Raw genomic sequence first — 20,997 nt, forward strand, 5'->3', positions numbered from 1 at the left:
GGTGGGCGGGAACGGCGCGGGGTCAGCGCGCCAGTCGTCATCCGCGTCATCCGCGTCATCGGAGGCGAACCGCATCCGCGCATCGGCGGACGCACGCGGTGTCCCGTCAGCGTAGGTTTGGAAGCCCAGCAGAGGTTGGTCCGGCTCGCCATCCTTCCGATCGTCAGGCGCCATGGTCAGCTCGCGTCTCAGGTCCCTCGCATGCTCAATCGCCGGATGAGGGTCCAGGTTGCCTCGCCCGATTGAATGCGGCGTCGGGGCGACGTACTGCCACGCACGCAACACCCCAGTTCGCGGAGCGACGTCGAAGATGCTGTCCGATGGCTACCACGAGGTGGATCCGACCAAGATCGTCACCGTGGAGACCTCGCTCCAGATGTTCGCGCGGCCTCCGGAACGCGAGGTCCCGGCGGGCGGGGACTTCCGGCTGGTGCGGGTGGAAGCCGTCGCGGCGGCCGAGTACCTGGACCTCTATCGGGCCGTCGGCCGGGACTGGCTGTGGTTCATGCGCCTGGCGCTGAGCGAGGCCGAGCTGCTGGCCATCGTCCGGGACCCCCGCGTGGAGGTCTATCGGCTGGAGGCGCCCGGCGGGGTCGGCATCCTGGAGCTCGACTTCCGGGAAGGGGGGGAGTGCGAACTGGCCTTCTTCGGCGTTTCGCCGGGCCTCGTCGGAACCGGCGCCGGCCGCTGGCTGATGAGCCAGGCGCTGGAGCTGGCCTGGTCCCGTCCGATCCGCCGCCTCTGGGTCCACACCTGCACCCTCGACCACCAGGGCGCCGTCGCCTTCTACATGCGCTCGGGCTTCGTGCCCTTCCGCCGCAGGGTCGAGATCACCGACGACCCTCGCCACCTGGGAAAGTCGCCCCGAGAGAGCGCCCCGCACTTCCCGATGATCGGCGGCTGACCGCGCCGGGTCAGTCCCCCGCCAGCTGCCGCCAGCCCACGGCGCGCACGCGGGTCGCGCCGAGCGCGCCGGCCAGCGGCGGGCGCACGAACATCCCCGCGAACGCGGCGTCGCGCACGTTCAGCCCGCCCGCATAGGCGCCGAAAGCCGGGAGGATCATTCGTTCGCCGTCCGTGACGAAGCAACGCCGCCGCACCGTGCCGCGCGGCGCGCGCACCTTGGCGGCCGGGTGCAGGTGGCCGGCCACTTCGCCGGGCTGGGTGCCCGCCTGCGGCTCGTGGCGCAGGATCAGCCCAGCGACCAGAATCTCGTCGGCCGTCTCGCCCGGCAGGGCGCGCGGCCCGTCGGCGTCGTGGTTGCCCACAACCCAGACCAGCGCGCGACCCACCGCCAGCGCCCGCAGCCGCTCGGCGTCGTCGCCCGCCAGCCGGTCCTCGGACCTGCGGTCGTGGAAGGTGTCGCCCAGCAGGACCACGGTCGCAGGCGCGAGCGCGGCCACCTCCGCCTCCAGCCGCCGCAGGGTCTCGCGGGTGTCGTAGGGCGGCAGCATCTGGCCGCGGGCGGCGTAGGACGAGCCCTTTTCCAGGTGCAGGTCGGCCACGATCAGCATGCGCTCCGCGGCCAGCCACAGGGCGCCGGAGCACCGCATCACCAGTTCGGCGCCGCGCATCCCCATCGCCAGCCCGCCGCAGTCGCTGGCGGCGAACCGATAGGCGAAGGGGATACTGACGTCGTTCACTGCAAGGCCTCTGCAATCAGGTCTTCTTCCGCCTCGGCCAGGATCATCTCGCCGGCCTGGCCGGGCGAGCGCTCCTTGCCGATCTCCAGCAGGATCGGCACCGAGAAGGGGCTGAGGTGATCCAGCGGCGCGTGACGGATACGGCCGCGGATCCGGGCCAGCATGTCGCCCAGCCGCGCCACGTCGATGAGGCCGGTCGCCGCATCCGCCCGCGCGCAGCGGAGCAGAAGGTGGTCCGGCTCGTGCCGGCGCAGCACGTCGTAGATCAGGTCGGTGGAGAAGGTGATCTGTCGCCCCGTCTTCTGCTGCTCGCCCGGGAACCGCTTCTCGATCAGGCCGGCGATGATGGCGCAGCCCTTGAAGGCGCGCTTCATCATGAAGCTCTCGTGCAGCCAGGCTTCCAGGTCGTCGCCCAGCATGTCCTGCGCGAACAGCTCGTCATAGTCGAGCCGGTCCATCGGGTTCAGCGCCCAGATCGCCATGGCGTAGTCGTTGCAGACGAACCCCAGCGGCCCGACGCCCAGGCGCTCCAGCCGTTTCGTCAAAAGCATCGCGAGCGTCGTATGGGCGAGCCGCCCCTCGAAGGGATAGACCACCATGAAGTTGCGTTTGCCGCGCGGGAAGGTCTCCAGCAGCATCTCGTCCTCGCCGACGATCAGGGACCGGTCCTTCTGCGCGCCCAGCCATTCGCGCACGTCGGTGGGCAGCACGTTCCAGTGGCTTTCGTCGAACATCAGCTGCCGCACGCGCTTGGCGAGGTAGGTCGAGAGCGCGAACTTCGACCCGCCCCAGGACGGCATCTTGGGGTCCTTGTGGTTCGCCGGCCGGACCAGGACGTCCAGGTTGGTCACGCCCACCAGCTCCCACACCTGGCCCGCGAAGACGAAGGTGTCGCCAGGGTCGAGCATCTCCAGCATGCCCTCCTCGACCTCGCCGATCTTGCGGCCGCCCCGGCCCCCGCGCATGGCCATCCGCACCGCCAGCACGGCCGGCGAAACGATAGCTCCCACGTTCAGACGATGCCGCTGCGCCACGTTCTGGTCCCGGACCTTCCAGCGACCATCGGGTAGCTGCACGATCCGTCGGAAGCGGTCGTAGGTCTTCAGCGCATATCCGCCGGTCGAGACGAAATCGACCACCGCCTCGAAGTCCTCCCAGGGCAGATCGCGGTAGGGCCCCGCTGAACGCACCTCGTCGTACAGCGCCAGCATGTCGAAGGGCTCGGACACCGCGCAGCCCATGACGTGCTGGGCCAGGACATCCAGCGCCCCAACCCGCGGCGGGTCGCCGTCCAGCTTGTTCTCCGCGATAGCCTCGCGCGCCGCCTGGCACTCCAGCATCTCGAACCGGTTGGCGGGCACGAACAGCGCGCGGCTGGGCTCGTCCAGGCGGTGGTTGGCCCGGCCGATCCGCTGCACCATGCGCGAGGCGCCCTTGGGGCTGGCCAGCTGGATCACCAGGTCCACGTCGCCCCAGTCGATGCCCAGGTCCAGGGTGGAGGTGCAGACGACGGCCCTGAGCTCTCCCCGCGCCATCGCCGCCTCGACCTTGCGCCGCTGCTCGGCCGCCAGGCTGCCGTGGTGCAGGGCGATGGGCAGGCTGTCCTCATTCAGCCGCCAGAGCTCCTGGAACGCGAACTCCGCCTGGAACCGGGTGTTCACGAACACCAGCGCCGTCCGGGACCTGCGGATGACGTCGTAGACCTCTGCCATGGCGTGCTGCGCGGTGTGCCCGGCCCACGGCACCCGGCCTTCGGAGAGGAGGACATCCACGACGGGCTCCGCGCCGGCGGGGCCGCGGACCAGGGCGATGGAGGCGGAGCCATGCTGCGCCCCCTCCGTCCCGGCGCTGACGCGCCGATCCACCTCCCCCGTTTGCGCGGGGGAGGAGCGAGCGTTGCTGCCCCGCTCCTCCCCTGTCGCGGAGACGGCGGGGGAGGGGGACCGCGAAGCGGTGGAGGGGGCTTCCCCCACAACGATCGCCGGGGCGGAAGCCCCCTCCGTCGGCTTCGCCGCCACCTCCCCCTGTGGGGGAGGAATATGCGACGCCATCCAGTTCTTGATCACCTCGGGATCGTCGACCGTCGCGCTCAACCCCACCCGGCGCATGTTCGGCGCGAGGGTCTGCAGCCGCGCCAGGTCGAGGGCCAGCAGGTCCCCGCGCTTGCTGGCGTGCAGCGTATGGATCTCGTCCAGGATCACGCAGCGGAGGTCTTCGAAATAGAGCCGCGCCCCTTCCCATGCGCACAGCAACGCCAGTTGCTCCGGTGTCGTCAGCAGGATGTCCGGCGGCTTGACCCGCTGGCGCTGGCGCCGCGCGATCCCAGTGTCGCCGGTCCGGCTCTCGGCCACCACGTTCAGCCCCATCTCCAGGATCGGCGTGTTGAGGTTCCGCTCCACGTCCACGGCCAGCGCCTTCAGCGGCGAGATGTAGATCGTATGGAGGCCTCTCGGTGTATTCGCCGGCGGCCGCTCCGAGAGGTCGATGAGCGTGGGCAGGAAGCCGGCCAGGGTCTTGCCGCCGCCGGTGGGTGCGATCAGCAGGGCGTCGCGGCCCTCGCGCCCCTTGGCCACCATCTCCAGCTGGTGCGTGCGCGCCGTCCAGCCGCGCCTGGCGAACCAGGCCCGGAACCGTTCCGGCAATAGGTCGGCAGGGGAGCCCGCGGCATCGGCCATTCGGACGCCTATAGCACGTTCCCGTTCCGTTTCATCCGCCTCACGCGTTGTCGGGTTCCACCGGGCGCCGGCGCGGGCTAAACGGGATCTCATGCGCATCGCCGTCATCACCCCGTACTTCAAGGAGCCGCTGGAACAGCTGCGCCTTTGCCACGAGAGCGTTGCGGCCCAGACGTACGCCGACGTGACGCATTTCATGGTCGCCGACGGCCACCCCAACGCCGAGATCGACAGCTGGCCGGTCCGCCATCTGCCGCTACCCTGGAACCATGGCGACTATGGCGACACGCCGCGCGCGGTGGCGGCGATGAGCGCTTCCTCCCAGGGCTTCGACGCCATCGCCTTCCTCGACGCCGACAACTGGTACGATCCGGACCACCTCGCCACCCTGGTGCGCCTGCAGGCCGAGACCAAGGCCCATATCGTCACGGCGACGCGTCGGCTCATCCGGCCCGACGGCAGCGTGCTGGCTGTCTGCAAGCAGTCCAACGGCGTCGACTTCTGCGACATGAACTGCTTCTTCATCACCCGTCCCGCGTTTGCGGCCATCGGGGCCTGGGCGTTCAAGGACCCGCGCGCGTCGATCGTGGACGACTACGTGCTGTGGGGGCTCATCCGGAACTCCAACGCGAAGCTGGCGCACTCGCCCGAGCCGACGGTCAACTACCGCACCATGTGGGCGATGACCTACATCGAGCACGGCGAGGAGCCGCCGCCGGGCTCCCGCTGCATGCTGCGTTCGCCGGACGAGCCCTATCCGAAGATGTTCGACTACTGGACCGCCCGGCGGATGCACGAGGCGGGCCTGGAGCTGACCTGAATCCAGGCTGCTACCGGGGCGGCCTCGCTTCGGGCGGCCGGGCTCGCTAAATGAGGCGGATGCGTTTCAGTCTCGCCTTCCTGACCGCGGCCCTGCTGACCGCCTGCTCGCCGACGCCGGAGAGCCGGACCGCCCAGGCAGCCGCCCGCGCCGAGGGCGGATTCCCGCTTCCCGACCGCCCCGTCGCCGGCATCGTGGCGCCCGAGTGGTCGTCCGGACCGGACCGGGATGCGGCCGACGAGTCCGGCCAGCTGATCCGCGGCCTGGAGATCGCGCCCGGCATGCGCGTGGCCGACATCGGGGCCGGCTCGGGCTACCACACGCTGCGGCTTTCGCCGGCCGTGGGGCCCACCGGGATCGTCTATGCTGAGGACATCGTCGAGGCCTACATCTCAGGCCTGCGTCGGGAAGCTGAACGGCGCAAGCTGACCAACATCCGCATCGTCGTGGGCACGCCCGACGATCCGAAGCTGCCGGCGAAGTCCATCGACCGGGCCGTGCTGGTGCACATGTACCACGAGGTCGAGAACCCCTACGCGCTGCTGTGGAACCTCGCGGGCGCGCTCAAGCCGGGTGCGCGGGTGGGTGTGATCGACCTCGACCGCGCCACCGCCTCACACGGCATGCCGCCCGCGCTGCTGAAGTGCGAGTTCGAGGCGGTGGGCTACCGGCAGCTCTCCTCCGCTCCCATGGCCGGCGGCGTGGGCTACCTGGCCATCTTCGAGGCGCCGGTGACCCGGCCGAAGCCGGCCGACATCAGGCCCTGCAAGGCGCCCTGACGCCGATGTGCGACACCCTGGCCAGCCTCGCATCGTCCGCCGCCAGGGGCGCCGCGCTCTTCGCCAAGAACAGCGACCGCGAGCGGAACGAGGCCCAGGTCCTCGAACTCCATCCAGCGCGGGCCGGCGCCGCCGGTCGCCCCCTGCGGGTCACCTACATCTCGATCCCGGATGTCGCGCGCACCCATGCGTGCCTGCTCAGCCGCCCGTTCTGGATGTGGGGCGCCGAGATGGGCGCCAACGCGCACGGCGTGGTCATCGGCAACGAGGCCCTGCATGCCAAAACCCCCGCCCAGCGCCGGCGGGCCCTGATCGGTATGGACCTGGTGCGCCTGGGGCTTGAGCGCGGCGCGACGGCCGCCGAGGCCCGCGACGTGATCATCGATCTCCTGGAGCGTCACGGCCAGGGCGGCGACTGCGGTCACCTGGGCCGGTTCTACTACAACAACGGCTTCATCATCGCCGATCCCACGGAAGCCTATGTCCTGGAGACCGCCGGCCGCGAGTGGGTGTGGCGCCGGGTCGCCGCGCAGCGCGCCCTGTCGAACGCCTACTCGATCGCAGCGGACTACGACGCGATCAGCCCTGGCCTTCGGCGCGCGGAGCGCTACGACGTCGCCGCGGCTCTGATCGACGAGGCGCGGGACGCGGTCAGCTTCGGACGGGGCCGCTGCGCGCGCGGACAGGCGCTGCTGGACCGCGCCGCGCCGCGTCTCACGCCCGCCGCCATGATGGCGATCCTTCGGGATCACGGAGAGGCGCCGGACTGGACCCCCGCCAACACCCGCGACCGCACCCTCTGCATGCACGCGTCGAACGGGCCGCGCCGCAGCCAGTCGGTGGCCTCGATGGTGAGCGAGCTGCGTCCTGGCCGAACCGTCCATTGGCTGACCGGTACGTCCGCGCCGTGCACGAGCGTTTTCAAGCCCTTTGTCTTCGGCGTGGCGGCCCCGCCGTTCGGGGCCTCGCCGACCGACCGGGCGGACCCGGAGTCCCGCTGGTGGCGGCATGAGCGCGTGCACCGCGCCATGCTGGCCGACTTCACTCCGGCGCTCGCCGCCATCGCGCCGGAACGCGACGCCCTCGAGGCCAGCTTCCAGGCGCGCATCGACCAGGCCTTCGACGCGGGCGACCTCGACGGCGCCATCGCCAGCTGCTGGGCCGAAGCGGATGCGGCGGAGGCGCGCTGGCGGACGAACTTCCCCCGCCCGGGCCGCAGCGAGGCCACTCCTGCCCACCGCCGCAGCTGGGCGCGGCTGAACCATGTGGCCGGCTGGGTAGATTGAGGAAAATTCACTTCGGCCCGCCGCGGCGCGGGCCTAAGCCTCCCGTCTCGCGACATCCTGGGGGTCACATGTTCCGCACCGTCTGCTCCGTCCTGGCGCTGAGCGTCGCCACCTTCGCCGCGCCCGCGCTGGCCCAGCCTGCGCCAGCTCCGGCGGTCCAGGCCCAATCCGAGGACGCGCGCCTCGCCGCCTTTTTCCAGGCTGCCTTCCTGGAGGCCGCGCGGCTGAGCCCCGAGACGCTGACCCAGCTCGGCATGAAGGAACGCTACGGCGAACTCGGCGACTACACCGAGGCCGGCCAGAAGAAGGCCCTGGCCGTCGCCGAGGCCCAGCTGGCCCGCATGAAGCGGGAGTTCGACCGCGCCAAGCTGTCGCCCGGTTCGCAGCTCTCGTACGACCTCTTCGAACGCAACGTGGCCACCCAGCGGATGTTCGCGAAGTGGTACTGGCAGAACTACGCCGTCTCCTCGAACGGCAGCGCCCTCGACGGCCTGCCGGTCATGCTGGTCAATGCCCATCGGGTGGACAGCGTCGCCGACGCCGAGGCCTATGTGGCGCGCCTGAAGGCCATCGAGCGGGTGGCCGGCGAGGTTTCCGACGACATCGACCAGCGCACGGCCAAGGGCTTCCTGCCGCCGGCCTTCGTGTTCGGCCGGGTGATTCCGGACGCCCAGAACCAGCTCAAGGGCGCGCCCTTCGACGCCGGGCCCGACCATGCGCTCTGGGCCGACTTCAAGACCAAGGTCGCCGCGCTGAAAGCGGACGAGGCCGCCAAGTCCCGCCTCCTTGCCGAGGGCGAGGCGGCGCTCAAGGGGCCGTGGAAGCGCGGCTACGAACGTTACTTGGTCGCCCTGGCCGCCATGCAGAAGAAGGCGACGAGCGTGAACGGCGTCTGGGGCCTGCCGCAGGGCGAGGCGTTCTATGCCGACCAGGTGGCCTTCTTCACGACCACCAACCTCACCCCCGACCAGATCCATCAGACCGGGCTGGCCGAGGTGGCTCGCATCCGCGCCGAGATGGACGTCATCCGGCAGAAGGTCGGGTTCAAGGGGACGCTGGATGAGTTCTTCACCTTCGTGAAGACGGATCCCAAGACCCACTATCCCAACACCGCCGAAGGCAAGCAGCAGTACCTGTCGGACGCCAAGAAGATCATCGCCGACTACATGGCCGTGGCGGACCGGCAGTTCTCGACCCTGCCCAAGCAGGCGCTCGAGGTTCGCGCCGTCGAGCCGTTCCGCGAGAAGACCGCCTCCACCGCCTTCTACAATCCTGGTACGCCCGATGGCTCACGGCCCGGGATCTTCTACGTGAACCTCGCCGACATGACCCAGGTCCAGAAGGTGCAGCTTCCGGCCATCGCCTACCACGAGGGCGCGCCGGGCCATCACTTCCAAATCGCGCGCAGCCAGGAACAGACCGACCTGCCGATGTTCCGCAGGCTCGCCTACTACGGCGCCTACACGGAGGGCTGGGGCCTCTATGCCGAGAAGCTGGGCAAGGAAGCCGGCTTCTACCAGGACCCCTATGACGACTTCGGCCGCCTCAGCCTGGAGATCTGGCGGGCCGCCCGCCTGGTGCTGGACACCGGCATCCACGCCAAGCGCTGGAGCCGCGACCAGGCGATCGCCTACATGACCGCCAACACGCTGAGCTCGGACCTCGATATCGCGCGCGAGATCGACCGCTATTTCACCAGCCCCGGCCAGGCCACCAGCTACAAGGTCGGCCAGCTCCGGATCTCCGAGCTGCGCGCCAAGGCCGAGACGGCGCTGGGGCCGAAGTTCGACGTGAAGGCGTTCCATGAAGCGATCCTCGCCGCCGGCGCCCTGCCGCTCGACGTGCTGGAGACCCGCGTGGACGCCTATATCGCCGGGGCCAGGTAGGGCTCGCCCGCGATCAGCGCCGCGAGGTGCTCCGGGTGGGTGAACTGGGCCAGCACACCTGCGCCATCCAGCGTATGGAAGCTGGCTCCGGGCAACCGGAGCCACGGGTCCCGGGGCGGCTCATCGCCCAGGGCTCCGGTGTGGACCAGGGCCCATGGTCCGCCGCCGCCGACCGGCGGCACGCGCCAGCCTTGCGCATAGACCGCATGCTCGGCGGCGTAGCCGGCGCTGGTGTGTGCGAACTGGGCCTGAATGTCGCGCACCAGCTGGGCGCGCACCGCCCGGTCGGCCAGCGCCCCGCGATCGGCGGGAATGGCGCCCAGGGTCTCGTACAGCGCCGCTTCCAGGAAGTCGCTGCGCGTGCGCCGGCGGATCAGCTCTCCCAATCCCGAAATCAGGTGCGGCTGATCCAACAGCATCCGGGTCATTCGCTTCACCGGGCCGCTGCGGTGGCCGGGCGATAGGCCCCGGGGCGAGCGGGGGTTCAGCAATACGCCGCGCCAGATCCGTCCCGGATGGGCGGCCGCGAACGCCAGGGCTGCGGCTGCGCCACCGTCGCGGGCGAACAAGGCGACGTCGCGGAGGCCCAGCGCCGTGACCAGGGCTTCCAGGTCGTCCGCGGCGTCCGCCAGATAGTCGCCGACGGCCGGCGAAGTCAGGCCAAAACCGGGGCGCTGGGGCACGATCGGCCGCAGGCCGTGGACCTGCAGGGCGGCCGCCAGCCGGGGCGGCAGGCTGCGACCGGCTGTGAATCCATGGAAGACGATCGCGGGCCGCCCGGTCGCCGGGCCATAGTCCAGGAACGCCAGCCGCCGGCCGCCGGGTCGCGGCATCAGGCGCAGGCTCGCGGGCGGGTCGCCGGACGTGAACACGGGCTCGGCCACCGCCACCAGCCCTGAGAGGGCGCCGGCCTCGGCGACAAGCCGCGCCAGGTCCTTCGCCCGGGCCGCGCCGGTCTTCGCCAGCACGGACTTCGCATAGGTGCGCACGGTCTCCGGCTGCAGGCCCAGCGCCCGGGCCGCCTCGCGCTGGGTGGCTCCGCCGGCCAGCGCCAGCGCGACGCCCGCCTCGGCAAGGGTCAGGCCGAGCGCTTCGCTCAGCCGGTCTGGCGTCATGGCCGGAGCCTCGTGCACCGCGCTCATCACTTCCGACAGGGCGCGCACCACCTCGCTCGAGCGCGCGGCTCCGGTCTTCGCCATCACGCGGGCCAGCACGTCGCGGGCGGTGGCGTGTCCGATGCCAGCCTGAGCGGCCGCGATCTCAAGCGTGGGCGCGAACAGGAACGCCTCCGCCAGCCGGGCTTCGATGGGGGTCAATCCGAAGGCCGCGGATGCCCGGCCGGCAAGCTCGCCCGATCGCGAGGGGGCGAACACCAGCGCCACCACGGCGCCCGGTCGCACCAGCGCCGCCCGAGCCGTGTCGGTTCTCACCCACCGCGTGGCCGATGGTCCCCGGCCCATCCAGGCGATGAGGGGCGCGCCGTCCGCCGCTTCCAGGAGGCCCAACGCCGAACCGCTGCGGCGCGCCCGCTCGGCCAACCGCCGCAGGTCGGGGATAGCTCCCGGATCGGGAAAGGCCCGCGCGAACGCCGCATCGGCTGCGGCCAGGCTGTTGCGGGCGCTCAGCACCGCGATCGCGAGCGCGGCCTCGGGCACCAGCGCGGCAGCCCCGAAATCGAAGCCTTCGTTAGCCTCGGTATGCAGCAGTTCGTCCACCAGGCGCGCCGCCTCGTCGGCCCGCGGACCGCTGCGCGCCCAGGCTCGCCGCAGCAACTGAGCCGGGGACGACGGCGAAGACGCAGGATCTGTGCGGCGCAATCGAACGGACTCCGTACTCACCCGACCTCCCGGTAAACGCCGAATTCCGCTCAGGTTTCGCGTCGGCGCTTCTAAGGGTGGGCTAAGGATCGTCCTTTATGGATCGTGAATTTTCGACGCCGGACCACAAAAAGGGGGCGGCGCGGCAGAGCTCGGCCGACCTACCCCTAGGAGCCTGAGCGCCAGACAGGCGCGGGCTACAGGAGTGGGGAAAATGAAGAAGATTGGCTTGGGGGCGACGGCGTTCGCCGCCGCGGTGTTGATGTCCAGCACGGCCGCCGCTGCGACGTCTCCGGTGTTCGAGACCGACTACGGCGCGGCCGTGACGGGCGGCGATGACCAGACGGTCGGGGGCTCCCTGCCGTTCGCGTTCTCGTTCTTCGGGCAGACCTATACGACGTTCGACGCCTCGACGAACGGCTTCGTCAGCCTCGGCGGCGGCAATGGCTCGGGCTGCTGCAACGGCAGTGTCGGCGACTTCCTGAACGGCGCGGCGCGGATCGCTCCGGAATGGTTCGATATCGTCGGCACGGTCTATCTGAACACCGCCGTCGGGGACCGGGCGGTCTTCACCTGGGTGGGCGGGGAGTATGGCGGCGGCGGCTCTTACGCCGCACAGGCCCAGCTGTTCGCCAACGGCGACATCATCTTCGGCTATAGCGGCGACAGCGTGCCGAACAGACACACCACCCTCACCGGCATCAGCGCCGGCGGCGGCGTCGCCGATCCCGGCGAGACCGATCTGACGGGGGCGGCGTTCTCCACAGGCGCCAACCGGGCGGTCTACGACCTGGCCGCGGCGAACACCTTCGATCTCAACGGCCGCAACGTCTATTTCACGGCCGACGGCCGGGGCGGCTACACGGTCAGCAACGATCCCGTCGCGGGGGTCCCCGAACCTGCGACCTGGGGCCTGATGCTGTCCGGCTTCTTCGGCGCGGGGGCGATCCTCCGTGGCCGTCGGGCACGCCAGCGCCTCCTCGAGGCCTGACGTCGGCGCCGCCGAGGGCCACCTCGTGCAACCGGCCCTCGGCGGCCAGCCGACCTAGTTCCGCTTCGGGATCACCACCGGCAGGGTCTCGTAGCCCTTCACGAAGGTGGAGAACGAGCGCTTCGGCTCGCCGACCACCGTCACTTCCGGGAAGCGTTTGAGGATCTCTTCCCAGATGATGGTGAGCTGCAGCTCGGCCAGCCGATTTCCCACGCAGCGGTGGATGCCGAAGCCGAACGAGATGTGCTGCCGCGGCCGCTCGCGGTCGATGATGTAGTCGTTCGGCCGCTCGATCACGGTCTCGTCGCGGTTGCCCGAGACGTACCACATGACGACCTTGTCGCCGGCGCGGATGGTCTTGCCCTGGAACTCCACATCCTCGACGGCCGTGCGGCGCATGTGGGCGAGCGGCGTCTGCCAGCGGATGGTCTCCGACACCATCGAGGGGATCAGGTCCGGATTGGCCCGCAGCTTGGCGTACTGGTCCGGGTTCTGGTTCAGGGCCAGGATCGAGCCCGAGATGGTGTTCCGGGTCGTGTCGTTGCCCCCGACCGTCAGCAGCACAACGTTCCCGAAGTATTCCCGGGGCTCCATGGTCCGCGTGGCCGGGTGATGCGCCAGCATCGAGATCAGGTCGCCGGTCGGCGGGGCGTTGACCTTCTCGTTCCAGAGGCCGGTGAAATAGGCGTGGTACTCGCCGAAGATCCCCATCTTCTGCTCGATGGATTCCACCAGGCCGCCCGGCGTCGGCACCGCGGTGACCACGTCGGACCAGTAGGTGATCTGGCGGCGGTCCTTCTGCGGCGCGCCGAACAGCGTCGCCAGCGTCATGGCCGTCAGCTCCTTCGACACCAGGTCGACCCAGTCGAACGGCTCGCCGATCGGCAGGCCATCCAGGATCGCGCCTGCCCGCTCGCGGATCTCGGGCGCCATGGCCGCCAGCGCCGGGGGCGCGACCGCGGGGCTCACCGCCTTGCGCTGGATGTCGTGCTTGGGCGGGTCCATGGCGATGAACATCGGCAGCGGATCCATGTTGGCCTGGCCGCCGGCGATGGTGATGCCGCCCTTCATGAAGTCCGACGAGAACCGGTTGTGGTCCGTGTCGATCGCCATGATGTCGTTGTACTTGGTGATCGACCAATACGGGCCGAACTCATGCTCGGCCGTATAGTGCACCGGATCCTCGGCCCGCAGCCGCTCGAAGTAGGGCCACATGGCGTCCGCCTGGAACAGCTCCGGCCGCGCCGGATTCAGCTTGTCCAGCGGCAAGGCATAAGCCTCGGCCCGCGCCTGTTCCCGGTTCGCCAGCGCATTGCCGTCGGCCATGGTCGTCCCTCCGTCGTGTTTGCGACAGTGAACGCCGATCAGTCAGGTTTGGCTAGGGCCCTCGCGACGGTGTGAGCTTGTCGCTCGCCTCGCGCCGTGGTCCGCTTCGGCCCCGGGGGAAGGGGCGATGTCCGAGCCGATCGTGCAGACCTGGCGGCGGCGCAACCTTCTGAAGCGCCTACCGCGCCTGCTGGGCCTCTTGGCCATTCCGGCGGTCGTCGCCGCGGTGGTCTGGTTCATGATCGCCGGCGGCGGCCTCGTCCCGAGCGTGGCCGACGTCCAGGCCGAGCCGGTGCGGACGGTCACCGCGGCCGGCGACCGCGTCTTCCTGATGACCAGCCAGTGGCGCACGTTCCGCTCCCGAGCCAGCCGTTCCGGGGTCAGCTACACCCGGCTCTTCATCGACGTCTGGGGCTTCGACGCCGCCACGGCCAGGCCGGTCTGGCGCCAGCGGATCGTGGACGAACGCCGGGGCGTCAACATGGGCCGGCGGATCCTGGGCGTGCAAGGCGGCGTCCTCTGGCTGTTCGACGGCCGGGAGCTGCTGGGCCTCTCGCCCGCCGACGGCGCCCGGGTCGCCGACAACGCCGCCTTCGAGTCCGCCAATCCGGCGCTGAGGGGCGTCATGCCGACCGAGGAGCGCTACGTCCGTTTCGACCCGCAGGGCCTGTCCTTCACCGCCGCCGACGGGCGCGACTGGCGGCTGACCGGGCAGGGCGCCGCCACGCGTCCCGACGGCCCCAGGCTCGACACCGACGCGCAGCGCGCGCCGCCGTCGCCGGGGGTCAGCCTCCCGGCCAATACCGCCGGCGGGATCGGGACCTGGGCCTTCTATACCCGCGGCCTCAACATCGGCGGGCGGATGTGGCTGGGCCTGTTGGCGGAACCCGAGGTCCGGGACTTCCGCGACAAGGGCGTCATCGGCGGCGTGGACCCCGAGCGCCATCCGCGCACGCGGATCTGGTCGGCGAAGATCGGCAGCAGGTCCACCTTCTTCGGCCCCAGGCCGACCTTCAGCGACTTCAAACCCCTGCCCGAGAGCCCGGAATTCCTGGTCGCGGGCCTGCTGGAGGACAATCGCTGCTGCCACGACACGCCGATCCTGCTGTTCAAGCCGGACAGCGTGCTGGTGCTGCATCGCGACCGGCTGGGCGACCAGGGCCGGTTGCGCCTGACCCGCGTCTCCGGGCCGCGCGGGCGGCCGCTCTGGACCGCCGACCTCCCGCTCCAGGCGCTGGAGGCGGTCATGCCGGGCGAGGGAGCGATCGTGCTGCTGGGCCGCCGCGACGAGCCGCCCTTGTTCCCGCGCCGCTTCGAGACCCAACGCCCGGAGAGCGTGGACCAGCTGGTGTCCGTCGACCTCGCCACCGGCGCCGTCCGCGCCTATGGATTCCGCATCCGGCCGACGCAACCTCACCAGCTTCCGCCGTCCTCCACGAGCCCTTGATCGCGAAGCTTGGCTTGGGCGGCCACGCCGCATGGCGCGGCGGCGCCGGGCGATGTAGGTTCCGGCCTTCCCCAACCGGCGTTCGATACCCTTGTCAGACTTGCGCTCTGAGCATTCGGCGGGCCTCGGCGAGGCGCAGGCCGATCCCCCGCCGCCCGCGCCGGGCTCGGGCGTGTTCACGGCGCTTACCCAGGCGCCGCTGGGCGTGGCCATCTTCGACCGCGACATGCGCTACCTGGCCGCCTCCAGCCGGTTCCTCACGGACCAGGGCCTGCCTGGGGACACGCCCCTGGTCGGGCGCCGCCACTACGACGTGTTTCCCGAAGTGCCCCAGCACTGGCGCGATCTGCACGCCCGGGCCTTGCGCGACGGCGAGGCGTTCAGCCATGAGGCCGACCCCTTTACGGGCAAGGACGGTTGCGTCGACTGGATCCGCTGGTCGCTGAAGCCGTGGCGCACCGATGACGGTCAGGTCGGTGGCCTGGTGCTGTACACCGAGGTGGTCACCGACAGCGTTGAAGCGCGCCTGCGCCTCGAGGCGGCGGAGAGCCGCTATCGGGCCGTCTTCGACCAAGCGGCCGTCGGCGTGGCCCGCGTCGCGACAGACGGGCGCTTCCTGGAGGTCAACGACCGCTTCTGCGCCATCACCCGATATGATCGGGCCGGCCTGCTCGCCCTCCGGTTCCAGGACATCACCCATCCCGAAGACCTGGCCCCCGACGAAGTCCAGGCGGGCGAGCTGTTGGCCGGACGAATCTCGACCTACACGCGCGAGAAGCGGTACGTGACCCAGCCGGGCGATCCGGTTTGGGTGAACCTGACGGTGTCCCTGGTCCGCAAGACCGACGGGGCGCCGGACTACTTCGTCGCGGTGATCGAGGACATTACGGCGCGCAAGCAAGCCGAGGCCGAGCAGCAGCGCTACCAGGCCCAGCTGCGCCTGATGATCAACGAGCTGAACCACAGGGTGAAGAACACGCTGGCCACCGTGCAGTCGATGGCGGCCCAGGCCCTGCGTGGCGGCGGCGACCCCGTGACCGCCTACGACCGTTTCGAGTCCCGGCTGATGGGCCTGGCCGAGGTGCACGACGTCCTCACGCGCGAGAGCTGGCACGGCGCCGACCTGGAGGAAGTCGTGCAGCGGGCGCTGCGGCCCTTCGCGGGCGCGGGTTCCAGCCAGGTTCGCCTCGAGGGCCCGGCCGTCTGGCTGCAGCCGCGGGCGGCGCTCGCCATGGCCCTGGTCCTGCACGAACTGGCCACCAACGCCGTGAAGTACGGCGCCCTGTCCTCGGCGACAGGGCGCGTGACCCTGGGGTGGACCTTCGACGCGCCGGCCGAGCGCCTGCGGATGACCTGGACCGAAGCCGGCGGTCCGCCGGTTCGACCGCCCACGCGCCGCGGCTTCGGTTCGCGCCTGATCGAACGCGCCCTGCGCAGCGAGCTGCAGGGCCGCGCCGACATGACCTATGACCCGGCCGGCCTCGTCTGCCTGATGGACGCCCAGCTGCCGAAGCGCGAGGGTATGCTGAACCTGCTGGACGGCATCTGAGGCGACGGCCTCTCCCCCTTGCCCCTGCCCCTGCGTCAGCGGCTAACCTCTCGGCAAATATGCGGTCGGGAGAGACGCCATGAAGGACTTCGCGGGGAAATTCGCCGTTGTGACGGGCGGCGGGACGGGTATGGGGCGCGAGCTTGCCCGTCAGCTGATCGCCGAGGGCTGCAGCGTGGCCATGTGCGACGTCTCCGACCGCAACATGCGGGAGACCATCGCCCTCTGCACATCGGACGGGATCCCGCAGGGCGCCAGGATCACCGCCCATGTGGCCGACGTATCCGACGAGGCGGCCCTGGTCCGCTTCCGCGACGAGGCGCTGGCCGCCCACGAGATCGACCGGCTCCACCTCTTGTTCAACAACGCCGGCATCGGCGGCGGCGGCTCCATGGTCGTCGACGACAGGGCGGAATGGGAGCGGACGTTCAACGTGTGCTGGGGCGGGGTCTACTACGGCGTCAGAACCTTCCTGCCGGCGCTGATGGCCGCCGATGAGGCGCACATCGTCAACACCTCATCCGTCAACGGCTTCTGGGCCAGCCTCGGCCCGCACGTCTCCCACACCGCCTACGCCGCCGCGAAGTTTGCGGTGAAGGGATTCACCGAGGCCCTGATCACCGACCTGCGCCTGAACGCCCCGCACGTGAAGTGCTCGGTGGTCATGCCCGGCCACATCGGCACGGCCATCGCCGGCAACAGCCGCAAGGTGATCCGCGGAACCGAGGACGACACCCTGTCGCCGGAGGAGCTGGCCCGCGCCCGGCAGCGGATCGGCCGCATGGGCATGGACGCCGACGCGATCCCCGACTCGGCGATCCAGGCGATGGTAGCCGAGCAGGCGCGGCGGTTCCTGGAAGACGCCCCGATGACCGCGGCGGCCGCCGCGACCGTCATCCTCGACGGCGTCAAGGCCGAGCGCTGGCGCATCCTGGTGGGGGACGATGCGCACAGGATGGACGCCCTCGTCCGCGCCGATCCCGAGAACGCCTACGAGCCGGCGTTCTTTGAGGTCCTGGCCAAGGAGGTCGGCTGGCAGCTGAACGGCATCGCCTCCAACGCGCGGGACTGAGGCCGTCCAAACCGCATCTTAGGACTTCCGTGCTCTGATCCCCCCACTCGAACTCCGATCCGGGGGGATCCCTATGCCCGACCTTCACCGCCGCCGCCTGATCGCCGCCTTGGGGGCAGGCCTCTGCGTCGCCGTCCCCGCCATCGCCCTCGCCGAGGGTGGGGTCGAGCATGCGCCCGCGCCGAAGCCGCGCCCCAAGGCCAAGCCCAAGGCGGCCGCGCCGGCGCCCGCGGCGGAGCCGCACGGCCCGGCCGCCGGGCACGCGGCAGCCCCGCCCTCCGTCCCGCCCGAGGAGGCCCTGGCCCGCCTCATGAACGGCAACGCCCGCTATGTGGACGGCTACGCCGCCCATCCGCATGGCGATCGCCCCCGCCGCCTCGAGGTGGCGACCGGCCAGCGGCCCTTCGCCACCATCCTGGCCTGCGCGGACAGCCGGGTGGCGCCCGAACTGATCTTCGACCAGGGCCTGGGCGACCTGTTCGTCATCCGCGTGGCCGGCAACGTCGTCGACGACGCCGTCCTGGCCTCCATCGAATATTCCGTCATCCACCTCGGCTCGACGCTGATCATGGCGCTGGGCCACGAGCGCTGCGGCGCCGTGAAGGCCACTGTCGACGCCCTCGCCGGCCGGGGATCGCCCGAGGACCGCGACACCCGCATCGGCGCGCTCGCCGCCCTGATCACGCCCGCGGTCCGCGCGGTGCCCGCCGGAACCGCCGACCCGGTCGAGGCCGCCGTCAGCCTCAACGCCGCCCACGCGGCGGCCGAGGTCTTCGCCGGTTCGCGCCCGCTGCGAACCCGCGTCCTGGCCGGCCAGCTCAAGATCGTCGCCGCCCGCTACGACCTGGACGACGGCCGGGTCACGCCCACGACGACGCAACGAGCCTGACGGAAGTCCGGCTCGGGCGCGGCTCGGCAAGAAATCGGCCTCCGCAGGCCGGCGTCCCCCAATCGGGGGATGTCGGGCGTCCGCGACTTCGGCATCCTAGGTCGCGTAGGGTGCTGAATGGGGTTGCGTTCCAATGTCTGGAAACACGGAGTCGTACGTCGCTATCGATGTGGCCGCCGATGGCCGCACGGTCCTGGACACCTTTACCGCTCCGCACGATACGGCCGCGTCCCGCCGCGCGCTGTCCGCGGCGGAGGGCGTGGCTGTCTCGCTGTGGCGCGGCGCACAGCTGATCGGGCGATGGCGCCGTTCGGCGGATCGAACGTTCAGGCGGGCGCCGGCGGAGGAATGAAGTCACTCCTGGGCGACGCCGGTTGAAGTAGACGAGTAAGAACTTAACTTGGTCTCGGAACGGACACCGAAGCTGGGCATTGTGCCCCGGCCTGTCCGTTCGCGAGTGCCTGCCCGATGCCGACCAGCCGCCTGAAGTCCTATGTCGCCATCGATATCGCGTGCGACGGCCGGGCGCTCAGCGACACCTTCGACGCCCCTCACGACACCGCCGCCGCCCGGCGCGCGCAGTCGGCGGCCGAGGGCGTGCTGGTGCAGCTCTGGCGCGACGCCCGGCTTGTCGGAGCGTGGCGCCGCATCGGTCCCCGCAGCTTCGAGCCGGCCGAGGTCTGACGGCCGTCTCACCCCATGCGGTGGAGGGCGCACAGCTTGTTGCCGTCCGGGTCCCGCAGGTAGGCGAGATACATCTTGCCCATGCCGCCGTCGCGCACGCCCGGGGGCTCCTCGCAGGTGGTTCCACCCGCCGCCACACCGGCCGCGTGCCAGGCATCGGCCTGCTCGGGAGAACTGCAGGCGAAGCCCAGCGTGCCGCCGTTGGCGAAGGTGGCCGGCTCGCCGTTGATCGGCAGCGACACGGCGAACACCCCGGTCGGCGTGCGGTAGAAAATCCGGTGACGGTCCACCATCGCCGGCCCGACGCCCAGCGTTCCGAGCAGCGCGTCGTAGAATGACTTCGCCCGTTCCAGGTCGTTGGTCCCGATCATCACGTGCGAGAACATCGGCAGATTCCCTTCCCTTCGTTTCGGGCCGACATGCGCGAAACGGCCGCGCCTTGGCAAGCCGTCCCGGCGTACGGCCCACTCTGGCCACGGCGCGCGAACCACAGCACCCTCGGAGGGCCAGCCACCGCCCCGATGGAGCCTTTCGCCATGGCCCGATTTGTCGCTTTCCGCAGCGACGGCGTCCGCACGGTCTGCCTCAACGTGGATCAGGTCACCCTCGTGACGGATCAGGGCCCTGAGGCGACCAAGATCTACGTCACGGGTGGTCAGCACGTGGTGGTCGACGAGACCTTGGCCACGGTCATGGCGAGCCTCGCCGGCCGCGACGCCTAGGCGCTCCGCCGAGGTCCGTCGGCCGGCCGACACTTTTCCCGCATCCAAAGGCCCACTGCGGCGTTTGTGTCCTCCGAGCCGGACGAGGGAACGGCTCACGGATGGAGGAGAGAGTATGCGGACGATCGCCATGATCGCCGGCCTGGCCCTTGCCGTGGCCGCCGTTCCCGCCGCCTCGCAGGCGGCTTGCCAGAAGCGCACCAACGGCACCGTGATCGGCGCCTTGGGCGGCGCCCTGCTGGGCAGCGCCGTCGCCGGACGTGGGGACCGCACCGAAGGCGCGCTCATCGGCGGCGCGGCGGGCGGCCTGGTCGGCAACCAGGTCAGCAAGTGCAAGAACAAGAGCTATTCCAGCCGCAGCTATCAGCGGGCGCGCACCTACGACCGCGCGTCCTATGATCGCCCGCGCTACGCCGCGGCCTGCCGGATGGAGACCCGCGCCTATTACGACGCCTACGGTCAGCGGGTGTACCAGCCCACGCGGGTGTGCCGCTAAGCCATGCGCAGGATCCTGATCGTTACGGCCGCCTGCGCGGGCCTGGCGGCCTGCCAGGGCGGCGACCGCAAGCCGGTGGCCGGCCTGTGCAAGCCGTTCCCGGCGGCCAACGCGGCGCAGCCGGCGGCGACCGACGGCGCGGCGGCCACGGAGGACTGCCTCCACCGCTGGGCCTATACGCTGGCGGGCGGGCCCGACGATGCGGGGACGGTGGCCGACGCCACGGTCGCCGCGTGCACGGCGCCGCTCAGCCGCTGGAACCAGCAGAGCCTGGGCCTGGCCGCCGCCGAAGGGGCGCCCCAGGAGGCGCAGAGCCTGCTGACCGGGGAGACCACCAACCCCATCGCCGAGCACCGCAACTTCGCGGCCGACCGGGCCCTGTTCTATGTGGCCCAGGCCCGTGCGGGGGCGTGCAAGCCGCCGCCCCGTCGCGAGGGCGCGCCGATGACCAGCCCGGACAGATGACTGAGGGGCGCGCCTCTCCGGCGCGCCCACCCTTTCACCGCAGCGAATCGGGCACGATGCCGCCGTTCTCGGCCAGCTTCCGCATGACCGCCTTGTGCAGCCAGACGTTCATGGCCGCGCTGTCCTCGGTGTCGCCGCTGTAGCCAAGCTCCGCGGCGAGGGCCTTGCGGTTCCCCAAGCTGGAGTCGATCGACAGCAGCTTCAGCAGATCGACGATCGACTGGCGCCAGTTGAGCTGTTGGCCGTTGTCCTTGGCCATGATCTCGAGCACGGCCGCGACATCGACTTCCGGCGCCTCCGCTGCGGCCTGCGCGGCCGCGGGAGCGGGGCTTGGCGCCGTCGCCGGCGCCGCCTGCGGGGCAGGGCGGGGAGCCGCCTTGGCCTGCGGATGGCGGAAGATCTTGGACATGATATCGCCGAACACGCTCATGGCGGCCTCCTTTGATGTTG

Annotated in this window: 20 protein-coding genes; 14 read left to right on the forward strand and 6 right to left on the reverse strand. The window is 70.7% G+C overall.

The features are described 5' to 3' along the window. The first annotated feature begins 310 nt into the window (after positions 1-310). Positions 311-904: a GNAT family N-acetyltransferase gene (locus AX721_RS18465; RefSeq protein WP_068877448.1), complete on the forward strand. Its 594-nt coding sequence runs from the start codon at positions 311-313 to the stop codon at positions 902-904. Between the two features lie 10 nt (positions 905-914). Here the strand turns inward: AX721_RS18465 and pdeM are convergent, their stop codons facing one another. Beyond that, positions 915-1,580 carry a ligase-associated DNA damage response endonuclease PdeM gene (gene pdeM / locus AX721_RS18470; RefSeq protein ID WP_068877483.1) on the reverse strand — a complete coding sequence of 222 codons (666 nt, stop codon included), beginning with the start codon at positions 1,578-1,580 and terminating at the stop codon, positions 915-917. A gap of 59 nt (positions 1,581-1,639) precedes the next feature. Continuing rightward, positions 1,640-4,318, reverse strand: a complete 2,679-nt coding sequence (locus AX721_RS18475) for a ligase-associated DNA damage response DEXH box helicase (protein ID WP_068877449.1) — start codon at positions 4,316-4,318, stop codon at positions 1,640-1,642. 91 nt (positions 4,319-4,409) lie between these two features. Here AX721_RS18475 and AX721_RS18480 point away from each other — a divergent pair, with 91 nt between their 5' ends. The 4 genes from AX721_RS18480 (at position 4,410) to AX721_RS18495 (ending at position 9,089) form a co-directional block, all read left to right on the forward strand. After that, entirely contained in the window at positions 4,410-5,138 is a 729-nt protein-coding gene (locus AX721_RS18480; RefSeq protein WP_068877450.1) for a glycosyltransferase, read from the forward strand. A gap of 59 nt (positions 5,139-5,197) precedes the next feature. Further along, positions 5,198-5,917, forward strand: coding sequence for a methyltransferase domain-containing protein (locus AX721_RS18485; RefSeq protein ID WP_068877451.1), 720 nt, complete (start codon positions 5,198-5,200; stop codon positions 5,915-5,917). Between the two features lie 5 nt (positions 5,918-5,922). After that, positions 5,923-7,203: a C69 family dipeptidase gene (locus AX721_RS18490; protein WP_068877452.1), complete on the forward strand. Its 1,281-nt coding sequence runs from the start codon at positions 5,923-5,925 to the stop codon at positions 7,201-7,203. A gap of 68 nt (positions 7,204-7,271) precedes the next feature. Beyond that, positions 7,272-9,089: a DUF885 family protein gene (locus AX721_RS18495; RefSeq protein WP_068877453.1), complete on the forward strand. Its 1,818-nt coding sequence runs from the start codon at positions 7,272-7,274 to the stop codon at positions 9,087-9,089. Here the strand turns inward: AX721_RS18495 and AX721_RS18500 are convergent. Then, positions 9,068-10,906, reverse strand: a complete 1,839-nt coding sequence (locus tag AX721_RS18500; RefSeq protein WP_156467248.1) for an alpha/beta hydrolase — start codon at positions 10,904-10,906, stop codon at positions 9,068-9,070. The genes AX721_RS18495 and AX721_RS18500 overlap by 22 nt on opposite strands. A 214-nt stretch (positions 10,907-11,120) precedes the next feature. Here AX721_RS18500 and AX721_RS18505 point away from each other — a divergent pair, with 214 nt between their 5' ends. Next, entirely contained in the window at positions 11,121-11,897 is a 777-nt protein-coding gene (locus tag AX721_RS18505; RefSeq protein WP_068877455.1) for a PEP-CTERM sorting domain-containing protein, read from the forward strand. A 54-nt stretch (positions 11,898-11,951) separates the two neighbouring features. On the opposite strand, the gene AX721_RS18510 is transcribed toward AX721_RS18505, so the two are convergent. Then, positions 11,952-13,223, reverse strand: coding sequence for a cytochrome P450 (locus AX721_RS18510; RefSeq protein ID WP_068877456.1), 1,272 nt, complete (start codon positions 13,221-13,223; stop codon positions 11,952-11,954). A gap of 127 nt (positions 13,224-13,350) precedes the next feature. Between AX721_RS18510 and AX721_RS18515 the strand changes: the two genes are divergently transcribed. The 5 genes from AX721_RS18515 (at position 13,351) to AX721_RS18540 (ending at position 18,864) form a co-directional block, all read left to right on the forward strand. Further along, a complete protein-coding gene (locus AX721_RS18515) occupies positions 13,351-14,670 on the forward strand; it encodes a PA2928 family protein (protein WP_068877457.1) in 1,320 nt (439 codons plus the stop codon). A gap of 100 nt (positions 14,671-14,770) precedes the next feature. Further along, a complete protein-coding gene (locus AX721_RS18520; RefSeq protein ID WP_231733361.1) occupies positions 14,771-16,219 on the forward strand; it encodes a sensor histidine kinase in 1,449 nt (482 codons plus the stop codon). Positions 16,220-16,298: 79 nt separating this feature from the next. Further along, the gene (locus AX721_RS18525) at positions 16,299-17,291 is read left to right on the forward strand and encodes an SDR family oxidoreductase (RefSeq protein WP_068877458.1); all 993 of its coding nucleotides are present in this window, start codon (positions 16,299-16,301) and stop codon (positions 17,289-17,291) included. 73 nt (positions 17,292-17,364) lie between these two features. After that, positions 17,365-18,180 carry a carbonic anhydrase gene (locus AX721_RS18530; protein ID WP_068877459.1) on the forward strand — a complete coding sequence of 272 codons (816 nt, stop codon included), beginning with the start codon at positions 17,365-17,367 and terminating at the stop codon, positions 18,178-18,180. A gap of 468 nt (positions 18,181-18,648) precedes the next feature. Continuing rightward, positions 18,649-18,864, forward strand: coding sequence for a hypothetical protein (locus AX721_RS18540; RefSeq protein ID WP_068877461.1), 216 nt, complete (start codon positions 18,649-18,651; stop codon positions 18,862-18,864). Positions 18,865-18,872: 8 nt separating this feature from the next. On the opposite strand, the gene AX721_RS18545 is transcribed toward AX721_RS18540, so the two are convergent. Further along, entirely contained in the window at positions 18,873-19,250 is a 378-nt protein-coding gene (locus tag AX721_RS18545; protein WP_068877462.1) for a VOC family protein, read from the reverse strand. 150 nt (positions 19,251-19,400) lie between these two features. Between AX721_RS18545 and AX721_RS18550 the strand changes: the two genes are divergently transcribed. The 3 genes from AX721_RS18550 to AX721_RS18560 all read left to right on the forward strand — a co-directional run bounded on the left by AX721_RS18550 (position 19,401) and on the right by AX721_RS18560 (position 20,547). Next, positions 19,401-19,586, forward strand: a complete 186-nt coding sequence (locus tag AX721_RS18550; RefSeq protein ID WP_156467249.1) for a hypothetical protein — start codon at positions 19,401-19,403, stop codon at positions 19,584-19,586. Positions 19,587-19,701: 115 nt separating this feature from the next. Continuing rightward, positions 19,702-20,082 (forward strand): glycine zipper 2TM domain-containing protein, encoded by a 381-nt coding sequence (locus AX721_RS18555; protein ID WP_068877464.1) that lies wholly within the window; start codon positions 19,702-19,704, stop codon positions 20,080-20,082. 3 nt (positions 20,083-20,085) lie between these two features. Next, on the forward strand, positions 20,086-20,547 hold the full coding sequence (locus tag AX721_RS18560; RefSeq protein WP_068877465.1) for a hypothetical protein: 462 nt from the start codon (positions 20,086-20,088) through the stop codon (positions 20,545-20,547). A gap of 34 nt (positions 20,548-20,581) precedes the next feature. Here the strand turns inward: AX721_RS18560 and AX721_RS18565 are convergent, their stop codons facing one another. Beyond that, positions 20,582-20,977 (reverse strand): DUF3597 domain-containing protein, encoded by a 396-nt coding sequence (locus tag AX721_RS18565; protein ID WP_068877466.1) that lies wholly within the window; start codon positions 20,975-20,977, stop codon positions 20,582-20,584. Positions 20,978-20,997 lie beyond the last annotated feature (20 nt).

This window comes from Phenylobacterium sp. CCH9-H3, from assembly GCF_001557235.1.
Lineage (GTDB): Bacteria > Pseudomonadota > Alphaproteobacteria > Caulobacterales > Caulobacteraceae > Phenylobacterium.

Coding starts and splice junctions, on each gene's coding strand:
- AX721_RS18495 (WP_068877453.1), top strand. CDS start 7,272: ATGTTCCGCACCGTCTGCTCCGTCCTGGCGCTGAGCGTCGCCACCTTC.
- AX721_RS18550 (WP_156467249.1), top strand. CDS start 19,401: ATGGCCCGATTTGTCGCTTTCCGCAGCGACGGCGTCCGCACGGTCTGC.
- AX721_RS18510 (WP_068877456.1), bottom strand. CDS start 13,223: ATGGCCGACGGCAATGCGCTGGCGAACCGGGAACAGGCGCGGGCCGAG.
- AX721_RS18490 (WP_068877452.1), top strand. CDS start 5,923: ATGTGCGACACCCTGGCCAGCCTCGCATCGTCCGCCGCCAGGGGCGCC.
- AX721_RS18545 (WP_068877462.1), bottom strand. CDS start 19,250: ATGTTCTCGCACGTGATGATCGGGACCAACGACCTGGAACGGGCGAAG.
- AX721_RS18515 (WP_068877457.1), top strand. CDS start 13,351: ATGTCCGAGCCGATCGTGCAGACCTGGCGGCGGCGCAACCTTCTGAAG.
- AX721_RS18560 (WP_068877465.1), top strand. CDS start 20,086: ATGCGCAGGATCCTGATCGTTACGGCCGCCTGCGCGGGCCTGGCGGCC.
- AX721_RS18555 (WP_068877464.1), top strand. CDS start 19,702: ATGCGGACGATCGCCATGATCGCCGGCCTGGCCCTTGCCGTGGCCGCC.
- AX721_RS18465 (WP_068877448.1), top strand. CDS start 311: ATGCTGTCCGATGGCTACCACGAGGTGGATCCGACCAAGATCGTCACC.
- AX721_RS18530 (WP_068877459.1), top strand. CDS start 17,365: ATGCCCGACCTTCACCGCCGCCGCCTGATCGCCGCCTTGGGGGCAGGC.
- AX721_RS18505 (WP_068877455.1), top strand. CDS start 11,121: ATGAAGAAGATTGGCTTGGGGGCGACGGCGTTCGCCGCCGCGGTGTTG.
- AX721_RS18565 (WP_068877466.1), bottom strand. CDS start 20,977: ATGAGCGTGTTCGGCGATATCATGTCCAAGATCTTCCGCCATCCGCAG.
- AX721_RS18525 (WP_068877458.1), top strand. CDS start 16,299: ATGAAGGACTTCGCGGGGAAATTCGCCGTTGTGACGGGCGGCGGGACG.
- pdeM (WP_068877483.1), bottom strand. CDS start 1,580: ATGGGGATGCGCGGCGCCGAACTGGTGATGCGGTGCTCCGGCGCCCTG.
- AX721_RS18480 (WP_068877450.1), top strand. CDS start 4,410: ATGCGCATCGCCGTCATCACCCCGTACTTCAAGGAGCCGCTGGAACAG.
- AX721_RS18485 (WP_068877451.1), top strand. CDS start 5,198: ATGCGTTTCAGTCTCGCCTTCCTGACCGCGGCCCTGCTGACCGCCTGC.
- AX721_RS18475 (WP_068877449.1), bottom strand. CDS start 4,318: ATGGCCGATGCCGCGGGCTCCCCTGCCGACCTATTGCCGGAACGGTTC.
- AX721_RS18540 (WP_068877461.1), top strand. CDS start 18,649: ATGCCGACCAGCCGCCTGAAGTCCTATGTCGCCATCGATATCGCGTGC.